This is a genomic window from Scytonema hofmannii PCC 7110, from assembly GCF_000346485.2.
GTDB lineage: Bacteria > Cyanobacteriota > Cyanobacteriia > Cyanobacteriales > Nostocaceae > Scytonema > Scytonema hofmannii.
Genome location: NZ_KQ976354.1, coordinates 8114047 through 8130547, shown reverse-complemented (window position 1 = coordinate 8130547; position 16501 = coordinate 8114047). Strand labels below are relative to the sequence as shown.

The 16501-nt window shown below is 42.2% G+C and carries 18 protein-coding genes; 9 read left to right on the top strand and 9 right to left on the bottom strand.

The annotated features are described in order from the left end of the window. Positions 1-94 precede the first annotated feature (94 nt). The 4 genes from petP (at position 95) to WA1_RS34290 (ending at position 3081) form a co-directional block, all read left to right on the top strand. Positions 95-289 carry a cytochrome b6f subunit PetP gene (petP, locus tag WA1_RS34305; protein ID WP_017743515.1) on the top strand — a complete coding sequence of 65 codons (195 nt, stop codon included), beginning with the start codon at positions 95-97 and terminating at the stop codon, positions 287-289. A gap of 141 nt (positions 290-430) precedes the next feature. After that, positions 431-1531 carry a Get3/ArsA fold putative tail anchor-mediating ATPase NosAFP gene (locus WA1_RS34300; protein WP_017743516.1) on the top strand — a complete coding sequence of 367 codons (1101 nt, stop codon included), beginning with the start codon at positions 431-433 and terminating at the stop codon, positions 1529-1531. 103 nt (positions 1532-1634) lie between these two features. After that, on the top strand, positions 1635-2672 hold the full coding sequence (gene chlG / locus WA1_RS34295) for a chlorophyll synthase ChlG (RefSeq protein ID WP_026134660.1): 1038 nt from the start codon (positions 1635-1637) through the stop codon (positions 2670-2672). A 121-nt stretch (positions 2673-2793) separates the two neighbouring features. Then, positions 2794-3081: a hypothetical protein gene (locus WA1_RS34290; protein WP_017743518.1), complete on the top strand. Its 288-nt coding sequence runs from the start codon at positions 2794-2796 to the stop codon at positions 3079-3081. Positions 3082-3147: 66 nt separating this feature from the next. Here the strand turns inward: WA1_RS34290 and WA1_RS34285 are convergent, their stop codons facing one another. Both WA1_RS34285 and WA1_RS34280 read right to left on the bottom strand, forming a co-directional pair. After that, on the bottom strand, positions 3148-3948 hold the full coding sequence (locus WA1_RS34285) for an inositol monophosphatase family protein (RefSeq protein WP_017743519.1): 801 nt from the start codon (positions 3946-3948) through the stop codon (positions 3148-3150). 73 nt (positions 3949-4021) lie between these two features. Beyond that, the gene (locus tag WA1_RS34280; protein WP_017743520.1) at positions 4022-5500 is read right to left on the bottom strand and encodes a BCD family MFS transporter; all 1479 of its coding nucleotides are present in this window, start codon (positions 5498-5500) and stop codon (positions 4022-4024) included. 132 nt (positions 5501-5632) lie between these two features. Here WA1_RS34280 and WA1_RS34275 point away from each other — a divergent pair, with 132 nt between their 5' ends. Then, entirely contained in the window at positions 5633-6613 is a 981-nt protein-coding gene (locus tag WA1_RS34275; RefSeq protein WP_017743521.1) for an aldo/keto reductase, read from the top strand. A gap of 146 nt (positions 6614-6759) precedes the next feature. Here WA1_RS34275 and WA1_RS60560 read toward each other — a convergent pair whose 3' ends face one another. Next, positions 6760-6888, bottom strand: a complete 129-nt coding sequence (locus WA1_RS60560) for a hypothetical protein (protein WP_017743522.1) — start codon at positions 6886-6888, stop codon at positions 6760-6762. Positions 6889-6979: 91 nt separating this feature from the next. Here WA1_RS60560 and WA1_RS34270 point away from each other — a divergent pair, with 91 nt between their 5' ends. From WA1_RS34270 to WA1_RS60555, 3 genes are all read left to right on the top strand, one after another. After that, positions 6980-8401 carry a serine hydrolase gene (locus WA1_RS34270; protein ID WP_017743523.1) on the top strand — a complete coding sequence of 474 codons (1422 nt, stop codon included), beginning with the start codon at positions 6980-6982 and terminating at the stop codon, positions 8399-8401. A 590-nt stretch (positions 8402-8991) separates the two neighbouring features. Continuing rightward, positions 8992-9222: a type II toxin-antitoxin system Phd/YefM family antitoxin gene (locus WA1_RS34265; RefSeq protein ID WP_017743524.1), complete on the top strand. Its 231-nt coding sequence runs from the start codon at positions 8992-8994 to the stop codon at positions 9220-9222. 173 nt (positions 9223-9395) lie between these two features. Continuing rightward, positions 9396-9671 (top strand): PIN domain-containing protein, encoded by a 276-nt coding sequence (locus WA1_RS60555; RefSeq protein WP_336389850.1) that lies wholly within the window; start codon positions 9396-9398, stop codon positions 9669-9671. Positions 9672-9753: 82 nt separating this feature from the next. On the opposite strand, the gene ilvD is transcribed toward WA1_RS60555, so the two are convergent. From ilvD to WA1_RS34240, 6 genes are all read right to left on the bottom strand, one after another. Further along, a complete protein-coding gene (gene ilvD / locus WA1_RS34260; protein WP_017743525.1) occupies positions 9754-11439 on the bottom strand; it encodes a dihydroxy-acid dehydratase in 1686 nt (561 codons plus the stop codon). A gap of 395 nt (positions 11440-11834) precedes the next feature. Beyond that, positions 11835-12707 carry an MBL fold metallo-hydrolase gene (locus WA1_RS34255; RefSeq protein ID WP_026134661.1) on the bottom strand — a complete coding sequence of 291 codons (873 nt, stop codon included), beginning with the start codon at positions 12705-12707 and terminating at the stop codon, positions 11835-11837. A 241-nt stretch (positions 12708-12948) separates the two neighbouring features. Then, on the bottom strand, positions 12949-13155 hold the full coding sequence (locus WA1_RS34250) for a DUF6887 family protein (protein ID WP_017743528.1): 207 nt from the start codon (positions 13153-13155) through the stop codon (positions 12949-12951). Beyond that, positions 13152-13328, bottom strand: coding sequence for a DUF6888 family protein (locus tag WA1_RS60550; protein WP_419183625.1), 177 nt, complete (start codon positions 13326-13328; stop codon positions 13152-13154). Before WA1_RS60550 ends, WA1_RS34250 begins: the two co-directional genes overlap by 4 nt. Positions 13329-13504: 176 nt before the next feature. Next, entirely contained in the window at positions 13505-14461 is a 957-nt protein-coding gene (locus WA1_RS34245; RefSeq protein WP_017743530.1) for a heme o synthase, read from the bottom strand. A gap of 207 nt (positions 14462-14668) precedes the next feature. Then, positions 14669-15628, bottom strand: a complete 960-nt coding sequence (locus WA1_RS34240) for a COX15/CtaA family protein (RefSeq protein WP_017743531.1) — start codon at positions 15626-15628, stop codon at positions 14669-14671. A gap of 711 nt (positions 15629-16339) precedes the next feature. On the opposite strand from WA1_RS34240, the gene WA1_RS58325 reads away from it, so the two are divergent. Continuing rightward, on the top strand, positions 16340-16495 hold the full coding sequence (locus WA1_RS58325) for a hypothetical protein (protein WP_169886892.1): 156 nt from the start codon (positions 16340-16342) through the stop codon (positions 16493-16495). The last annotated feature ends 6 nt before the right edge of the window (positions 16496-16501 follow it).

Sequence of the window (16501 nt, the reverse complement as noted above, 5' to 3'; positions counted from 1 at the left end):
TAACGACTAACCACTAACGACTAACCACCAACCATTAACTCTAAGTACCAGATTCCGCTAAACTGAGTCTTGGTTTATCGTTTTGTAAACTAGCATGGAAATTGGACAAAAGGTTAAAGTCTTCCGTTTGCGCGATCGCGTTTCCTCCCCTATTGCCAAAAGGCTCGGACAAGTTGGCACAATTGAAGGCTACAAAATGACCGATGGACGTGGTATTGGTGTCGTCGTGAAATTTGACGACAACTTCGCCACTTGGTTCTTTGAAGACGAGATCAAAGTTGTGCAGTAAAGGGAATTCTATCCCCGTTCGCTGTTGGCGCAGATGCCCTCTTTGAGGGCTTGCCATATCAGAACTTAGGATATGTAAGCAGCTATAAGTCAGTGCTAAGTTGGAGTTGAAAGAATCGGTGGTATAAATAGGAATCACGTAATGTCCCTAATATTGACATTTTTGGGCAAAGGCAGTTCTGCTCGCACAAAAGTTGCGATCGCATCTGCCAAATTATTAGCAAGCCAAGGCAATCGCGTACTCCTAGCAGGACAAGCGGAACCAGCACTGCCAATTCTGCTAGGCACAACCCTGAGTTCCGACCCCCAAGAAATCTCTCCCAATTTGCAGGTTGTACAACTGCAAGCCTCAGTGCTGCTAGAACGCAGTTGGGAGGAAGTCAAACAACTTGAGGCGCAATACCTCCGTACCCCTATCTTGAAAGAAGTTTACGGTCAAGAACTGGCAGTTTTGCCAGGAATGGATAGCGCCCTCGCCTTAAACGCAATCCGAGAGTACGATGCAAGCGGTAAGTATGACGTTATCATCTACGATGGCACGGGAGATACCACCACCGTGCGGATGTTAGGAATGCCAGAGTCCCTCAGCTGGTATGTAAGACGATTCCAACAATTGTTTGTCAATTCCGATTTAGGAAGAACAATTTCCGAATCCCCCCTAATTCAACCACTGATAAGCACTTTTTTTAACATCAATTGGACAGCAGATAACTTTGCCCAACCTACCAACCAAGTCAATAATTTTTTAGATAGAGGAAAAGCCGCTCTAGCAGACCCCAAAAGAGTTGCAGCTTTCTTAGTCACTACTGACGATCCTATTGAAGTCGCAACAACTCGCTATCTTTGGGGAAGTTCACAACAAATCGGTTTAACCGTTGGTGGCGTCATTCTCACATCATCCGACACAACCACTAACTGGAGCGAGCAATTTACCCCACTCCCAGTCAGTGTAGTACCCGATGTCAAAGCAGGAGACTGGCAACCTCTGATAGATGCTCTACCCAATTTTGTAGAGCAAGCCGTCAAAGCACCCAAACCCATTGAAATAGACGTAAACGCCAGTCAAGTACGCTTATTTTTGCCCGGATTTGACAAAAAACAGGTCAAACTTACCCAGTACGGACCAGAAGTCACAGTAGAAGCAGGAGATCAGCGAAGGAATATCTCCCTCCCTCCTACCCTAAAAGGCAAACCCATAACTGGTGCAAAATTTCAAAATAATTATTTGATAATCTCATTTTAGAGACTAGCGCATTGGGAATAGGGCATTGAGCATAGTTTAAAGCTATTCAATTGCCCCTTGCCCCTTGCCCTTTGCCCCTTGCCCCTTGCCCCTTGCCCATATTATGACTGAATCAACACCTATTACTCCAGACCCTAATTCACCTCAAGTTTCAGACACAGAAACACAGACAGAAAAAGTCACAATAGTCGATCGCAGTGCAAAAACCAGGCAATTGCTGGGTATGAAAGGTGCAGCACCTGGGGAAACCTCTATATGGAAAATTCGCCTGCAATTGATGAAACCTATTACCTGGATTCCTTTGATCTGGGGCGTCGTTTGTGGTGCAGCTTCCTCTGGTAACTACACGTGGACATTGGAGAACGTGTTAAAGTCAGCAGCCTGTATGTTACTAGCCGGACCACTCTTGGCAGGTTATACCCAAACTCTCAATGAGTACTACGATCGCGAAATTGATGCAGTCAACGAACCCTATCGCCCAATTCCCTCCGGCGCAATTCCTTTACCCCAAGTCATTACACAAATTATTGTTTTACTAATTGCTGGTATCGCCCTAGCATTTATACTAGATGTTTGGGCAAATCATGACTTTCCAAATATCACCGTGCTTGCTATATTTGGTTCTTTCATAGCGTACATCTACTCTGCTCCCCCTCTCAAGTTAAAACAAAACGGTTGGTTCGGAGGCTATGCTCTTGGAGCTAGTTACATAGCCTTACCTTGGTGTACCGGTCATGCTTTATTCGGCGAACTCAATTGGAAAGTCGTAGTTTTCACCGTAGTTTATAGTTTGGCAGGCTTGGGGATCGCTATTGTCAATGACTTCAAAAGTGTGGAAGGCGATCGCCAGTTCGGATTAAAATCACTACCCGTCATGTTTGGCGTCACCGCAGCCGCCTGGATATGCGTCATTATGATTGATATTTTTCAAGCAGGAGCCGCCGCATATCTCGTCTACCTTCATGAGAACTTATACGCAGCAATTCTTGTATTACTCATCATTCCACAAATCGTCTTTCAAGATATGTATTTTTTGCGTGACCCCTTAAAAAATGATGTAAAATATCAAGCTAGTGCTCAACCATTTCTCGTGTTAGGAATGCTTGTTGCCGGTTTAGCTATTGGCCATGCTGGCATCTAGTTTATACCTCCATAGTCAGACGTTCAAAATTAGAAGTGACAACTAAAGTGATAAGTGGGGCGTAAAACTAAAACACTCGTCACTTCTAACTCCTAACTCATTATCTGTATAGAGACTTGCCGTGCTGGAACTATTAAATTACTTATTACACGCAATTCAACCGTTTATAGTACCTGTTTGTTTTCTGTGTGCTTGGTCATTAACTTTGACCGTTGCTTGGAGTCTTTGGACAGCAGCGAGAGACAGTGTAAGTACAGCAAAACAGATGCATCAAATCCCCTGTGTTGGATGTCAGTATTTTACCAATGACTACCGACTCAAATGCACTGTCAATCCTTCTATTGCCAACACAGAAGAAGCCATAACTTGTTTGGATTATCAACCAAAAACAAATCCTATGCTTTATTAGTTAGTGGTTAGTGGTTAGTGGTTAGTGGTTAGTGGTTATTAACAACTAACAACTATCTACTAACCACTAACAATTAGCAACAAATTGAGAAAACACGGGAATCAATTCTTGACGACTCACAACTAGAGTAGGAAAAGAACGATTTGTATAATCTTCACCCGGTTTTAAAGGAAAAGGTTCCGAATCGAGTGATACCCAGCTACCACCTCCAGCTTGAACGATCGCCCAAGCTCCTGCTAAGTCCCAAATTTTTGGTGTCGCTTCAATACCACCTAATGTTGCACCTGCTGCAACAGTGAGAAAATTGTAGCTAGCAACACCTAACATCCGAATTTTGCACGGAAAATCTTTTTGTATAACCGATGTGCTGCGAGAACAGAGGTTGAAAAAGTGATTGTGACTGGGATCGTCATTGCTTGTGCGGACAGGTTGGTAATTGCGAAATGCTCCATTTGGCAAATCCAACCCAGATGTACCCCTCCAAAAACCGTGAAAAGCTTCACCTATTGGTGGGAAATAAACGTAACCAAAAACTGGTGTGCCTTGGTATAGTAAACCCAATGAAATTCCCCAAATGGGAATACCACGAGTAAAGTTGGTGGTTCCGTCTAAAGGATCGATAACCCAGCACCATTCTGTACCTGGAAAAACTTTGTTACCCTCTTCGGTGAGAATACCGTAATCTGGAAAAAGAGAGGCGATCGCATCCCGAATTTCCCGATCTGCCCATTTATCCGATTGTGTTACCAAAGTGCCATCGTCTTTTTGGTCTGCTTGTACTCGCCCAAAATCTTGCATTAACTGCTTTCCTACCCTAGCAGTGGTTGTTTGAGCAAAGTCTATAATTGTTGTCCAAAATTCATTCATACAAATAAACGGCTAATTGCTAATGGCTAATTGTTAACAGTGCTATTAGCTATTAGCTATTAGCAAGATAACATCAATTCAGATCGCTTTCCAAAATAGAAGCGATCGCTTGCTTGGCATTGTCCTGGAATTCTTTCACATTGACTCGCGTCAAGAACCAAATTGCTAGAAGCATTCCGATTGCTTGCAGTCCAAACACCAAACTATATGCCAGTACTTTTTGAGTAAATAAATATTTACCCACATCCAGTACTGCACCGCCACTCACTGTTGCTAATGCCCTTGCGAGCGCTTGTGCTAAACCCCAAGCACCAATGAATGTTCCGGCTGTTTCAGCTGCAGTTAAATCTAGCATCAGGCTAATAGCTCCTGTTGTAGTCACACCCGATGCCAAACCAAACAGCAGTAAAGATCCTTGCAGGAATTTATCATTAGCCGTAAATCCCGATAGGATAATAAATACCATGGAAAAAGCAACTGCAAAACATCCTAACATGGCAGTTTTTTGTTTGCCCAAACGTGGCACGATGAGAAAGCCCGTTGAACCAATACCTATCAGTGTTCCTGTTCCCCAAAAAGCATTTAGCCGTGTTGTTTGAGAAACACACATTCCAAACACTTCACCACCATAAGGCTCCATCACAGCTTCTTGCATAAACAAGCTGATAGTCATCACCAACAGAAAAGTGAAAAACAAACCAGTTTGGCGGCTAGCAGTTAACACCTTAAGCGCTCTCGTCAAAGTAATTTGGTCTTCTCGTTCTGTTACAGTGGAACGTATGCCATACCTGGAGTATTTTTTTTCAACACCTGCTGTTGCTAGAACTGCCAACCCAAAAACCACAGCTGGCAAAATGAAAAACAGGCGGTTAATAGAATTTTGCAATGCGGCAAGTTGTGCGGGTTGGCTGTATAAAGATACTGTTCCTACTGTTTCTTGGCAAGTCGTGGCTGCAGGTAGTAACTTTGAGCTTGTAATTGCTCCAATCACAATACCTACCATTAGCATTGACCAAACAACACCAACCAGTTTAGAGCGATTATCTTCATCAGAAACATCCACTAGCAATGCTGCAAAGGGAGTGGAACTTGAACTCAGCGCTACTCCGTAGAAAGCAAAAATTCCAGCTAACAGCGCAATCCAGCCGTAGGTTTGAGCCGTCCAACCTGCAGTGTAAAAACTAGCACCCAATTGCCAAGTGACTTGTACCGCTAAAAAAGCTGCGATCGCAAACAGTGCTGCACCTACCCACACATAACCAGTACGGTGATGCTTCAAAAAAGGTTTAGCATCAGACATTTGTCCAAACCACAATCTTGTCGGTGCCACAAGCTGGTGCATTGCGATCGTACCCGCTACAAGTGTTGCTGGAATTGCCAATTCCTTTATCATGATACGATTCAACACTCCTAAAGTAAGAACCGACATGATGCCCAACCCCATCTGAAATAAGCCCAAGCGAAACATCGTGAATACTTTGACCTTAGGCAATGATTCTAACTGTGCTGACTTATCTGACTGAGGATTGGGTGAAAAATCGCTGGTTGCCATAACCCACTACCAAGGAAAGATCCCAATATTAATTCAGAATAACTTTATTTCAACCTATTGACTGTTTATAAACAATTACTGAAAAGTTACACTTAAAACGTAAAGAAATGTAACTATAAAATTTAATCAAGCGTGGAAAGTATCACACTAGGACAGCAAGGTCCAACCGTAACACCCCTTTGCATTGGAACTTGGGCTTGGGGTGATAAACTCTTTTGGAATTATGGCAATAACTACGGTTCAAAAGAGTTACAAGAAGCTTTTGATACAGCATTAGAAGCAGGTATCACCTTCTTTGATACTGCTGAAGTTTATGGATTTGGAGTCTCTGAAGAGTTTTTAGGGCAATTCATGCACAAAACAGATAAACAGGTGCAAATTGCTACTAAATACGGTCCGGCACCTTGGCGATTTATGAGCCAGTCTGTTGCTGATGCTCTAACAGAAAGCCTGAAACGCCTGCAAGTGCAGCGAGTTGCTTTATACCAAGTCCATTGGCCTTTTGCCTTTTTGATGAGTCAAGAAACCCTCATGAATGCTTTAGCAGATGAGGTAAAACGAGGCAGAATTGAGGCTGTAGGTGTCAGTAATTACTCAGCACAGCAAATGCGAGAAGCTCATCAGCTATTAGCTACTCGCGGAGTGCCTTTAGCTGTCAATCAAGTACGCTATTCTTTATTAACTCGTGAAATTGAAAGCAATGGCATTTTTCACACTGCCCGTGAGTTAGGTGTCACAATACTGGCATATAGCCCACTCGCTCAGGGGTTACTGACAGGAAAATATACGAGCGATAAGCCGGGTACGGCTTGCGCCAAGGGCGATCGCACTTACGATTTTAAAGATGCGAGAAGGATAGACCCTAGATTTAGCCGAGAAGGTTTGCGGAAAATTGAACCTGTTATGTCCGTATTGCGTCAGTTGGGAGAAAAGCACGGACGAACTCCCGCCCAAGTTGCTCTCAATTGGTTAATTGCCCAAGGTAACGTGATTCCTATAGCAGGAGCAAAAACAGCCGAACAAGTACGGCAAAATGCCGGAGCTTTAGGTTGGAAGTTAGCTGATGATGAGATCGGGCATTTAGAGGAAGTCAGCCGCCCTTGGTTGAGATAATACCATGCGTGAATTTTGGATTAGGGATTTCCAAGAATACAGATTAACGTAGGTTGGATTGAGGAACGAAACCCAACGTTTAATCAAATCAGGGATTTCTGTAAGGTAGGCGTCCTCGCCCGCCACCCCCTACAGGCGAGACGCCCTTACCACAATAAATTTTTGATGATTTTTTTCTTTGGAAGTGGATTTTTGTTAGCTAAATTATCAGCCCAAACTCGCTCGTCAACTGCTGTTATTAAATAAGCATAAATTTCATTGCTTGATATTGTCATTGGTCATATTGAGTCAAAAAACGCACAATTATATTAGTATCAACTTGGGTTGTTAAATAATTGAAGATGCTTTTTTTGAAAGAGGCGTACCATGACCATGCAAGGTCTAAAAGAATTTATCAATAAGACAATGCAAGAGTGGAAAGTACCAGGGCTGGCGATCGCCATCGTTAAAGATAGCCAAATAATTTTTTGTGAAGGTTTTGGAGAGCGAGATGTAGAACAAAATTTAATTGTTACACCACAAACTCTCTTCGCAATTGGTTCTTGTACAAAACCCTTTACCACAATGGTGATGAGTATCCTAGTAGAAAGAGGTCTCTTAGACTGGGATAAACCTGTCAGAAATTATCTACCTACTTTTAAACTTTATGACGACTATGTAACTCAACATATCACACCCCGCGATCTCGTGACTCATCGGTCTGGCTTACCCCGTCATGATGCTATGTGGTCTCAAAGTCCCTTCAGTCGTCGAGAGATAATCGAGCGCTTACAATATCTTGAACCCACTCACGAATTGCGTACTGTTTTTCAGTATCAAAGTTTGATGTATATGACGGCTGGGTACTTAGTTGGAGAAATTACACAGAGTAGTTGGGAAAAAGTTGTGCAACAGGAAATTTTTAATCCGTTAGAAATGAGAGACAGCAATTTCTCTGTAGAGACATCACAAAAAGCTACTGATTTTGCACTTCCTTATGCAGAAAAAGACAACAAAGTTGAGAAAAGTCCCTTTTGTAATGTCGATGTTAGCGGTCCTGCTGGTTCAATAAATTCTAATGTTGTTGATATGACAAAGTGGCTTTTACTCCATCTTAATCAGGGGAAGTATGGCGAGAAACAAATTATCTCACCGTCAGGTATAAATCAGATGTACTCTCCACAATCTGTGATGACTCAAACACTGGAATATAATGAACTTTTTTATTATTTTTATGGCTTGGGATGGGCAGTTACCGCTTACCGAGGTCATAATTTGATTCAGCATGGCGGTAATATTGATGGATTTTCTGCACGGGTGACTTTGCTGCCTCAAGACAATATTGGTATAGTGGTTCTGACTAATCTGGATCGAAACTCAGTCGTACATATTGTGACTTATTATGTATGCGATCGCTTACTCGGTCTAGATGAAGTTCCTTGGAATCAACGCATGAAAGAAAAATATGCTCGAGCCAAAGAAGCGACTGCAGTAGCTAAAGAGCAAATAGCATACTCTCGTAAAATTGGAACCCAGCCTTCTCATCCTCTAGAAGATTACACAGGTAATTTTGAGCATCCAGCATACGGACTCTTCTCAGTGGAAATTAACGAGAATAATTTAATAGCAACTCATAATTCAAATATTTATAAATTAGAACACTACCACTATGACATTTTTGTGGAATATAAGTTTTTCGAGCAACCAAAATTGATATCTTTCTTAACTGATACCAAAGGCAATATTAGTAGCCTGACTGTTCCTTTAGAACCGACTTTAAAAGATATTTTATTTAGCCGCAGAGAGTGAAAATTAAAAAGCAGATCGATTGAAAACGCGAACAAACTAGTCTTGATTTCCTACCCTATTTTCAAACTTTATTGATACCAAAGCACTTCTTGCCAATAGCTGCATAGCTCGTGGAAGTCGAAAACAAGAGAGTAGTTTCACTATCACAGGTACAGGTGGTTTACCCAACCGTCCCGGTGATGTATCAGTACCAAATTACGCAACTGTCTCCGTAATAAATATTACACTTAGCAATCAATTTAGCCCCATCAATCGAGAAATTTGGAAAAAAGGCGATCCAATCACTGAAGAGCAATAATTGTATCAAATGCTACTACATTAAGATAACTCTATGCTTTGGCGAATAGCATCTTCCATAGCAACCAGCTTTTGTGGGATGTATACAGAAGAATCATACTTTTATATAAGCTTGATTCCGCATTTAGGGCAATTAGAGTTGATACTAGGAATGATTTAGCAAAGACTTTTTGGTTACGACAAGGATTTGTCCCTTTTAAAAAACGCAAGAGTTCTCTGTTCTTACCCATTCAAACCCTTATAAGGGAACTTGAGGCAGAATAAATTCCCATCCTTTAACTTCAGAAACCATTGTGAAACAGATCGCTCTTGCAGAACTTCCCGAAACCGTCCAAAACTTAATTAACCAAGCTCAAAAAACAGGTGAAACGCTGACTGTTGTACAAAATGGTGTTCCTTTTGCCATTATTTTCCCGATCCAGAAAAAATCTCTCCTAGCAACTCTCTCTACTCTTGAACCATTAGATGAAGACTTTGCTGATGTGGACGAAGGGTTGTTACCCTTGGATGATATTGAACTTTAAAAATGAGTTATTTATACTTGTTAGATACAAACATCATTTCCGAACTAATTAAAAACTCCAGAGGAGTTATATTTTCATAAATTCAAAATGTTGGATAAGATACAGTTTATACAAGTATTGTAGTAGTGTGTGAATTAAGATTTGGAGCGAAAAAATAGAACTCTCAAAAGCTTATAGAAAAACTTGAAATCATCTTAAATAGTATTGAAATACTACCTTTAACTCATCCCGTAGAGCTATGTTACGCGGAAATTCGCACAGATTTAGAACAGCAAGGTAAACCGATTGGAGGTAATGACTTACTAATTGCTGCCCATTCTTTGAGCCTCGATCTAACTCTTGTTACCGCCAATGTTCGTGAATTTTCTCGCATTTCTAATTTAAAGGTAGAAAACTGGCTCAAACCTGATGAAAACAGTAGCCAATCAGAGGAGGCTGAGCCTCGCTAACTGCATTCCCAGGCTCAGCCTGGGAACAAGAGTAGGGAGCGAATTCCCTCTCCCTGTAGGAGAGGGTTAGGGTGAGGGCTGCTTAAAACAAATTCAAATCTGTGACAGCACCCAAACTGCAAGAAGAAACCAACTTAGCATACTTTGCTAACACGCCAGTTGTATAACGGGGTGGAGGTGCTTGCCAATGAGCTTTTCGCTGAGCCAATTCTTCATCAGACAAGTGCAAGTGCAGCAACCGAGCATGGGCATCAATTGTGATTGTATCCCCTTCTTCCACTAGAGCGATCGCACCCCCAACAGCTGCTTCTGGTGCAACGTGACCGACAACCATACCGTAAGTCCCACCTGAAAAGCGTCCATCGGTAATCAACCCAACGGAATCCCCCAAGCCAGCACCAATCAGGGCTGAAGTCGGAGCAAGCATTTCTCGCATTCCCGGACCTCCTTTGGGTCCTTCGTAGCGGATAACAAGAACATCTCCTGGGTTTATTTTCTTTTCTAAAATTGCATCCAAGCAGGATTCTTCTGATTCAAAAACCCTTGCTGGTCCGGTGATTTTTGGTTTCTTCACCCCAGTGATTTTTGCTACAGAACCTTCCGTTGCCAAGTTACCTTTTAAGATAGCCAGATGTCCTTGTTGATACATGGGATTGTTCCAAGGACGGATAACATCTTGATTGGCAGGTGGTTCTTCGGGAACTTCTGCTAGAACTTCTGCCACTGTTTTTCCAGTGATACTTAGGCAGTCACCATGGAGTAACCCGTGTACGAGTAACATTTTCATCACTTGCGGAATTCCACCAACTTTGTGCAAGTCTGTTGCTACATACCGACCACTTGGTTTTAAATCACACAGTACGGGAACGCGAGCGCGAATTGTTTCAAAATCATCTAAAGAAAGTTCTACACCCATAGCATGGCAAATTGCTAACAAATGTAACACCGCATTTGTAGAACCACCCACTGCCATAATGACAGAAATAGCATTTTCTATAGATTTGCGGGTAATAATTTGGCTGGGTAAGATTTGTTTGCGGATGGCTTCTACTAAGACAAAGGCTGACTTTTCCGTGCTATCAGCTTTTTCTTCATCTTCGGCTGCCATTGTGGAAGAATAAGGCAAGCTCATACCCATGGCTTCAATGGCGCTAGACATGGTATTTGCTGTAAACATACCACCGCAAGATCCCGCTCCAGGGCAAGCTCTACGCTCGACTTCCATGAAATGATTTTCGTCTATCTTATCAGCAACGTATTGCCCCACTGCTTCAAAAACACTGACAACTGTTAAATCCGTTCCCTTATAGTGTCCGGGTTTGATAGTTCCTCCATAGACAAAGATGGCAGGAATGTTCATGCGAGCAATAGCAATCATTGCTCCTGGCATATTCTTATCGCAACCGCCAATTGCCAAGACACCATCCATACTTTGTCCGTTGCAAGCGGTTTCTATGGAATCAGCAATCACATCTCTCGATACCAGGGAATATTTCATTCCCTCTGTTCCCATAGAAATACCATCGCTGATGGTGATTGTGCCAAACAGTTGTGGCATAGCCCCAGCGCTTCGGACTCCTGCTTCTGCTCGTTCCGCCAGTTTATTGATTCCCATGTTACAGGGAGTAATGGTACTGTAGCCATTGGCAATACCAACAATCGCTTTGGTAAAGTCCTCGTCTTTAAAACCAACAGCACGTAACATTGCTCTGTTTGGCGATCGCTGCACTCCCTGTGTAACAACTTGGCTTCTAAAATTCTCTGACATCTTGCTACTCCCCAATGTCGTCATCGTCCCTATGATGTATTTGTTCTGCGATTATCGCAAAATAAGTGGCTATATTTATGCGGCGATCGCAAATCGTTTGTGCTTATAGGAGCATCATAGGTAGACTCTTTTAAGATGTCCAATATATATTTTTTCAAAATTGAGACTTTTAAAATATCAAAAATCACCGAACCGCGACACCTCCGGTACTTTATTGCTGTCGCTAAGGAACTGCACGCTTAGTCGAGTAGCTGAGCCTTGATGTTGATATTATCATCTGCGCTCAGTGGCAGATGCTGAACGAAGAATTTCCCAGTCGCTACATTGTTATAGCTACCACTAACGTCAAACATCTAAGTCGTTTTGCCTCTGCTCAGATATGGAGAGAGATTAAGTTATAGGCTCGACATTAGAGCAATACACTTATTCATTTGCTCGCGCATAGTTTCTGGATCGGCGTGGTATCTCCGCCCATGACCGGGTAAAACCCATTCAAATGAGTAATTCGCAAGCTGGCGCAAGGATTTAATTTGTTCAGACCAAGAGTACCAATTGTAATCTCGAAAGGCTTCTAACTGTTTGAGGTCATCAGACCAAGCCAAATGGTCGCCAGTAAAAAGAAATTTGTTTTTGTATAGTAAAACAGTGTGTCCTTTGGTGTGACCGGGAACGGTAATAATTAATAAGTCAGGAGTTAGTAAAAAGGGTTCTGAACCTGTTAGCTGTATTTCTACACCACGAGTACCTGTAGTGATATCTTCTGTGTGGAGAATGCGATCGCACTTAAAATGGTCGGCAAACTTTTGATGATCTGCTACGTCATCTTTATGAGTTAGGTACATATAGCGAATTCCCCCCATTTTTTCCAACCGTTTGACTAAAGAAAGCGCAAATTGGGGAGAGTCTATTAAAACATTACCTTCCGGAAGTTGAATAAAGTAACTAGCGCCTCCATAAGATTTTTCCGAATGATAGCCACAATGATAGACATTTTCTTCGATTAGAATCGGAAAACTGAGTTGAGCAATTTTGATATCTTGAGGCGTTTCAACTGTGCCAATAGAATTTGTTGGACAAGATAAAAGAGCTTGAAGTGCTGCCAATCTTTCCTTCTCGTTAGTTGGTTGATGATAAACTGCCGATTGTTCTCCAACGTCTGTATATACTTCTGGAGCCATCCAACGGCAGGTATCACAATCTATACAGCTTGTATCAACATAAAAATCGCCATTAATATTTTCGGGGCGACGTAGATTTAAAGGAGCCATGATATTAAGCCTTTGTAACATTTAAGTTTTTGCTAGTAGAATTCGCAGCTACACAGGCAAAACTCACCTACGTGGGTTTCAGAACTTTTATTTTTTGTTAGTCCGCGCAGGCGGACTTTGTTTGTATAGTAGCGAATTCTATTCACCAAAACTTTTCAGATATCCTCTAAGCGTTTAAATGAGAAATTATTTATTGGTGAGAGATTTTAGTATAATTTACAATTAACAACAATGATTATGCTCATTGTTCTCCGTCTTTTGAAACCGTCTCTAAAAACTCAGGGTAATTATCTAGGTCATCAATTGACTGTAAAGGCGGCATTTTTACCCAAGTTCCCTCTTGCTTAGACCTATCCATATAGGTATAAAACGCTTCGTTATCGTCTTGATGCGCTAGGACATAAGCTCGTAGTTGTGTAAGAGTCATTTCATTAAAGTTGGGTTTCATGTTCTAAACTCCCATTTTCCATCTGGTTGTATGGCTACCTGAGTTTCATCGCCGGCGATGATGACGATTTCACCTACGCGTTCGTCCAAACGTACTAGGTAAATAGGTCTGTACATCATCGTTAGCCGTCGGCATAGGAGAAAGCATTGCAATGTTTGTGCTGCTGTTGGAATAATTTTGTACTCCTCAATATTTTGTCTCTTCTAGTTTAACTCTAAAAATCATGACAACAAGAACGATCGCACGCCCAAACTTTGAGGTGCGATCGCGAAGCGCAAGCTGAAAGAGCGCTTATCGCCCTTGGCGCAAGCCGAAAGAGTGCTTATCGCTCTTAAATTTCCACCAAGTTTTAGCTTACAAGTAGATGCAACTTATCCACAACAACATGAATAACATGATGCGTAACAGGCAAACTATCAACAACCATGCCAAGACACAACAGCATCATGTAAGAAATGGAGTAAAGAAACAATCCTTTCGCTAATGTCCGGTCTTCAGGATTGTGCAATAATTGCCAAGCTTTGTGTATGAATATGGCTCCCAACCAAAGGGCAATTGCTGTATAGACTGTTCCACTTTGGTGTAAAGGATAAACCAGCAAAAGTGTTGCTGCTACAGTAACGAGGGTGTAGTACCAAATTTGCTGCACTGTTGGTTTTGTACCAGCAACTACGGGAAGCATTGGTATACCAACCTTTGCGTAGTCATCTCGAATCATCAGAGCAAGTGACCAAAAGTGAGGCGGTGTCCACAAGAAGACGATCCCAAAGATCAGCCATGCTGACCAGCTTAATGTACCAGTTACCGCCGCCCAACCCACCAGTGCAGGAATTGCACCTGCAGCACCACCAATAACAATGTTTTGGGTACTGTGACGCTTGAGTAAATGCGTGTAAATCAGTACGTAAAACACAATGCCAGACATTGCTAGCATGGCGGCTAGTAGGTTTGCAAAAACTGAAAGTAATGTAAAAGAGATAACAGCTAATGCGATCGCAAAAATTAAAGCATCGCGGGGCTGTACTTTACCAGAAGGGAGAGGGCGATGGCGCGTCCTTTCCATATCATAGTCAATATCTCGGTCATAAACGCAGTTAATGACTTGGGCGCTTGCAGCTGCCAAAGTACCACCAGCGAGTGTGACTAGCAACAGCAATGGGTTAACCTCCCCTTTAGCTGCTATCCACATACTTCCAGCTGTAGTAATGAGTAATAAGGGGATGATCCTGGGTTTTGTCAGCTGGTAGTAGCTATGAATAACCTGTAGAAATGTTTGGTGGTGGCGAGAGACATTAGTCTCGATCATTTTGGCACTATTTCCTTATGTTTCAACAAATTGATCTGCTTCTCATGCTCAAACTTAGAACTTTGGGTTTAAGATTTTGGTTTTGGAAGTCACACCAATTTGGAAAAAGAATACGACAGATAGTTGGGTGAAATTAAGTCCAAGCAAGACTTTCTCAATCCAAAATCCAAAATCTAAAATCTAAAATTAATGAGCGCCAGTAGCTAATTAGCCTGTAGAGTTTGCGTTGGCGCTCTCTGGGTAAGAGTTGATCCCACGGCTACTAGCCCAGTCGCGTATTGCTAAAACTGTGAAAACCACCAAACTACCCAGTAAACAAGCTCCTACAGCTTGGTGAGAGACTGTAAGTGGTTGAACTTGAAGATGCAACCGAAATGTTGCAACTCCCAACAGAAGTTGTAGGATGAGCAATCCACCAGCTATATTTGCCAGTCGCCGTAGAGCCGGATGCAATGCTGGTGTACGCCAAGAGAGAAACACGACTGCCAATGTTGCTACTGTTGGCGGCACTAAGCCAATAATATGGCTATACATAACGGCACAGAGTTGCGAGCCGCCAAAACACTGGTGTAACGCCCAACGAGAGCCTACCAAGGCACCTAGTATACTTTGCGCGTACACCAAAACAGCGGCTGTCAATCCCACCCACGGTAAGTAACCAACAGTTCCAGTTCCCTGATAGGGGGTAAGTGTACTGCCAATCACCAAAAGGGTAGTAAAAAACAACAGTGCTGTTCCCAAGTGGGCAGTAACAATATCAAATCGCAATAGTTCTGTCACAGTGAGTCCGCCCAGTACCCCTTGGAAAACTATGAGAAACAAGGCAAATGTCGATCCCCAAGGAAGCCAGCGAGGTAGGAAGTGACGGTACCACCAGGATATTCCTACAAGTGCGATCGCGCCGATCCCAATCAATGCTGCATCTAGCCTGTGAAACCACTCCAAGAACACTTGAAAATTCATCTGCTTGGTTGGCACCAGTTCCCCGTAGCACAAAGGCCAATCAGGGCAAGCCAGCCCAGCATTCATCACGCGGGTGGCACTGCCGATAGCCATCAAAATTAAAGTGGCGGCACACAGATGCCACACCAAGCGACGAATTCGTTCCTGTGGCATCTGTTGAGGCGCAGCTGTTGTACTTTGTTGTTCTAGGACAAATTCGCTCATGAACGATACCTTTTGCCCACTTCTAGGAGCTATTTTATGTTCCAACTTGTCAATACGGAACAGACACTTTGCTCAACAGGGGACACCCCGCACACAAGTGCCTCCCTATCTCCACCTTAGCGTAATCGCTTAGGGTTGGAGATAGTCTCTCCATATACTTTGAACTATTCCAGCTACTTTTAGCCTGAAGTTTTAGAGATTTTTCAAGTTGTGAGGAATTGATTGCGATCGGTAGCATTCCTTCTAATTGCTTTAATGTTTTCTTAAATATTCCTGCTGTTCGACCTCTAGTCCACAAGTTCACTAAAAAACCTTTTCCCAAAATCTCAATGAAGCGATCTTATTAGATACTGCATATCGCCTACAATATTTTCCTCATAAATAAAAATTTACTCCCTTCTGTGTAGATAAAAAATCAGAACTCTGCAACCATCATAACTCTAAATTTTTAATTAGGTAAAATTTCCGATTATTCAAATTTAGAAAAAGTTCTGATTTTGTCACGGATTTGTCACTACTTTAAACCTAAGCTTCTTTACATAACTCTCAATCAAGGGTAACAATCACTTGGCTAATATTCCAGGCTCATCTATTCTGTAAATTCTGCTCTGTGAACTCTAGATGTGCCAAGTGAGATTGATGTACTTTATTTCCCATTCTTTGACAAATCTGTTGTCTGTAAGCGCCACATTAACGGAAAGGAAAAGAATTATGATGAGACTCGATTTAGAATCTGGCAAAGAAAGTGCTCTGGTCTATGAGGTCATAGTTGAAGTTGCGGGTGAAATTTTTGTGATGGAAAGAAGCATGAGTTTAGTTAATGATAAACAAATATCCATCGGCTACAAATGTCAATTAAAACCTTAATTGAAT

Excerpts from the sequence above, each read along its gene's own strand:
- petP (WP_017743515.1), top strand. The coding sequence starts at position 95 with ATGGAAATTGGACAAAAGGTTAAAGTCTTCCGTTTGCGCGATCGCGTT.
- WA1_RS34300 (WP_017743516.1), top strand. The coding sequence starts at position 431 with ATGTCCCTAATATTGACATTTTTGGGCAAAGGCAGTTCTGCTCGCACA.
- chlG (WP_026134660.1), top strand. The coding sequence starts at position 1,635 with ATGACTGAATCAACACCTATTACTCCAGACCCTAATTCACCTCAAGTT.
- WA1_RS34285 (WP_017743519.1), bottom strand. The coding sequence starts at position 3,948 with ATGAATGAATTTTGGACAACAATTATAGACTTTGCTCAAACAACCACT.
- WA1_RS34280 (WP_017743520.1), bottom strand. The coding sequence starts at position 5,500 with ATGGCAACCAGCGATTTTTCACCCAATCCTCAGTCAGATAAGTCAGCA.
- WA1_RS60560 (WP_017743522.1), bottom strand. The coding sequence starts at position 6,888 with ATGACAATATCAAGCAATGAAATTTATGCTTATTTAATAACAGCAGTT.
- WA1_RS34270 (WP_017743523.1), top strand. The coding sequence starts at position 6,980 with ATGACCATGCAAGGTCTAAAAGAATTTATCAATAAGACAATGCAAGAG.
- ilvD (WP_017743525.1), bottom strand. The coding sequence starts at position 11,439 with ATGTCAGAGAATTTTAGAAGCCAAGTTGTTACACAGGGAGTGCAGCGA.
- WA1_RS34255 (WP_026134661.1), bottom strand. The coding sequence starts at position 12,707 with ATGGCTCCTTTAAATCTACGTCGCCCCGAAAATATTAATGGCGATTTT.
- WA1_RS34250 (WP_017743528.1), bottom strand. The coding sequence starts at position 13,155 with ATGAAACCCAACTTTAATGAAATGACTCTTACACAACTACGAGCTTAT.
- WA1_RS34245 (WP_017743530.1), bottom strand. The coding sequence starts at position 14,461 with ATGATCGAGACTAATGTCTCTCGCCACCACCAAACATTTCTACAGGTT.
- WA1_RS34240 (WP_017743531.1), bottom strand. The coding sequence starts at position 15,628 with ATGAGCGAATTTGTCCTAGAACAACAAAGTACAACAGCTGCGCCTCAA.
- WA1_RS58325 (WP_169886892.1), top strand. The coding sequence starts at position 16,340 with ATGATGAGACTCGATTTAGAATCTGGCAAAGAAAGTGCTCTGGTCTAT.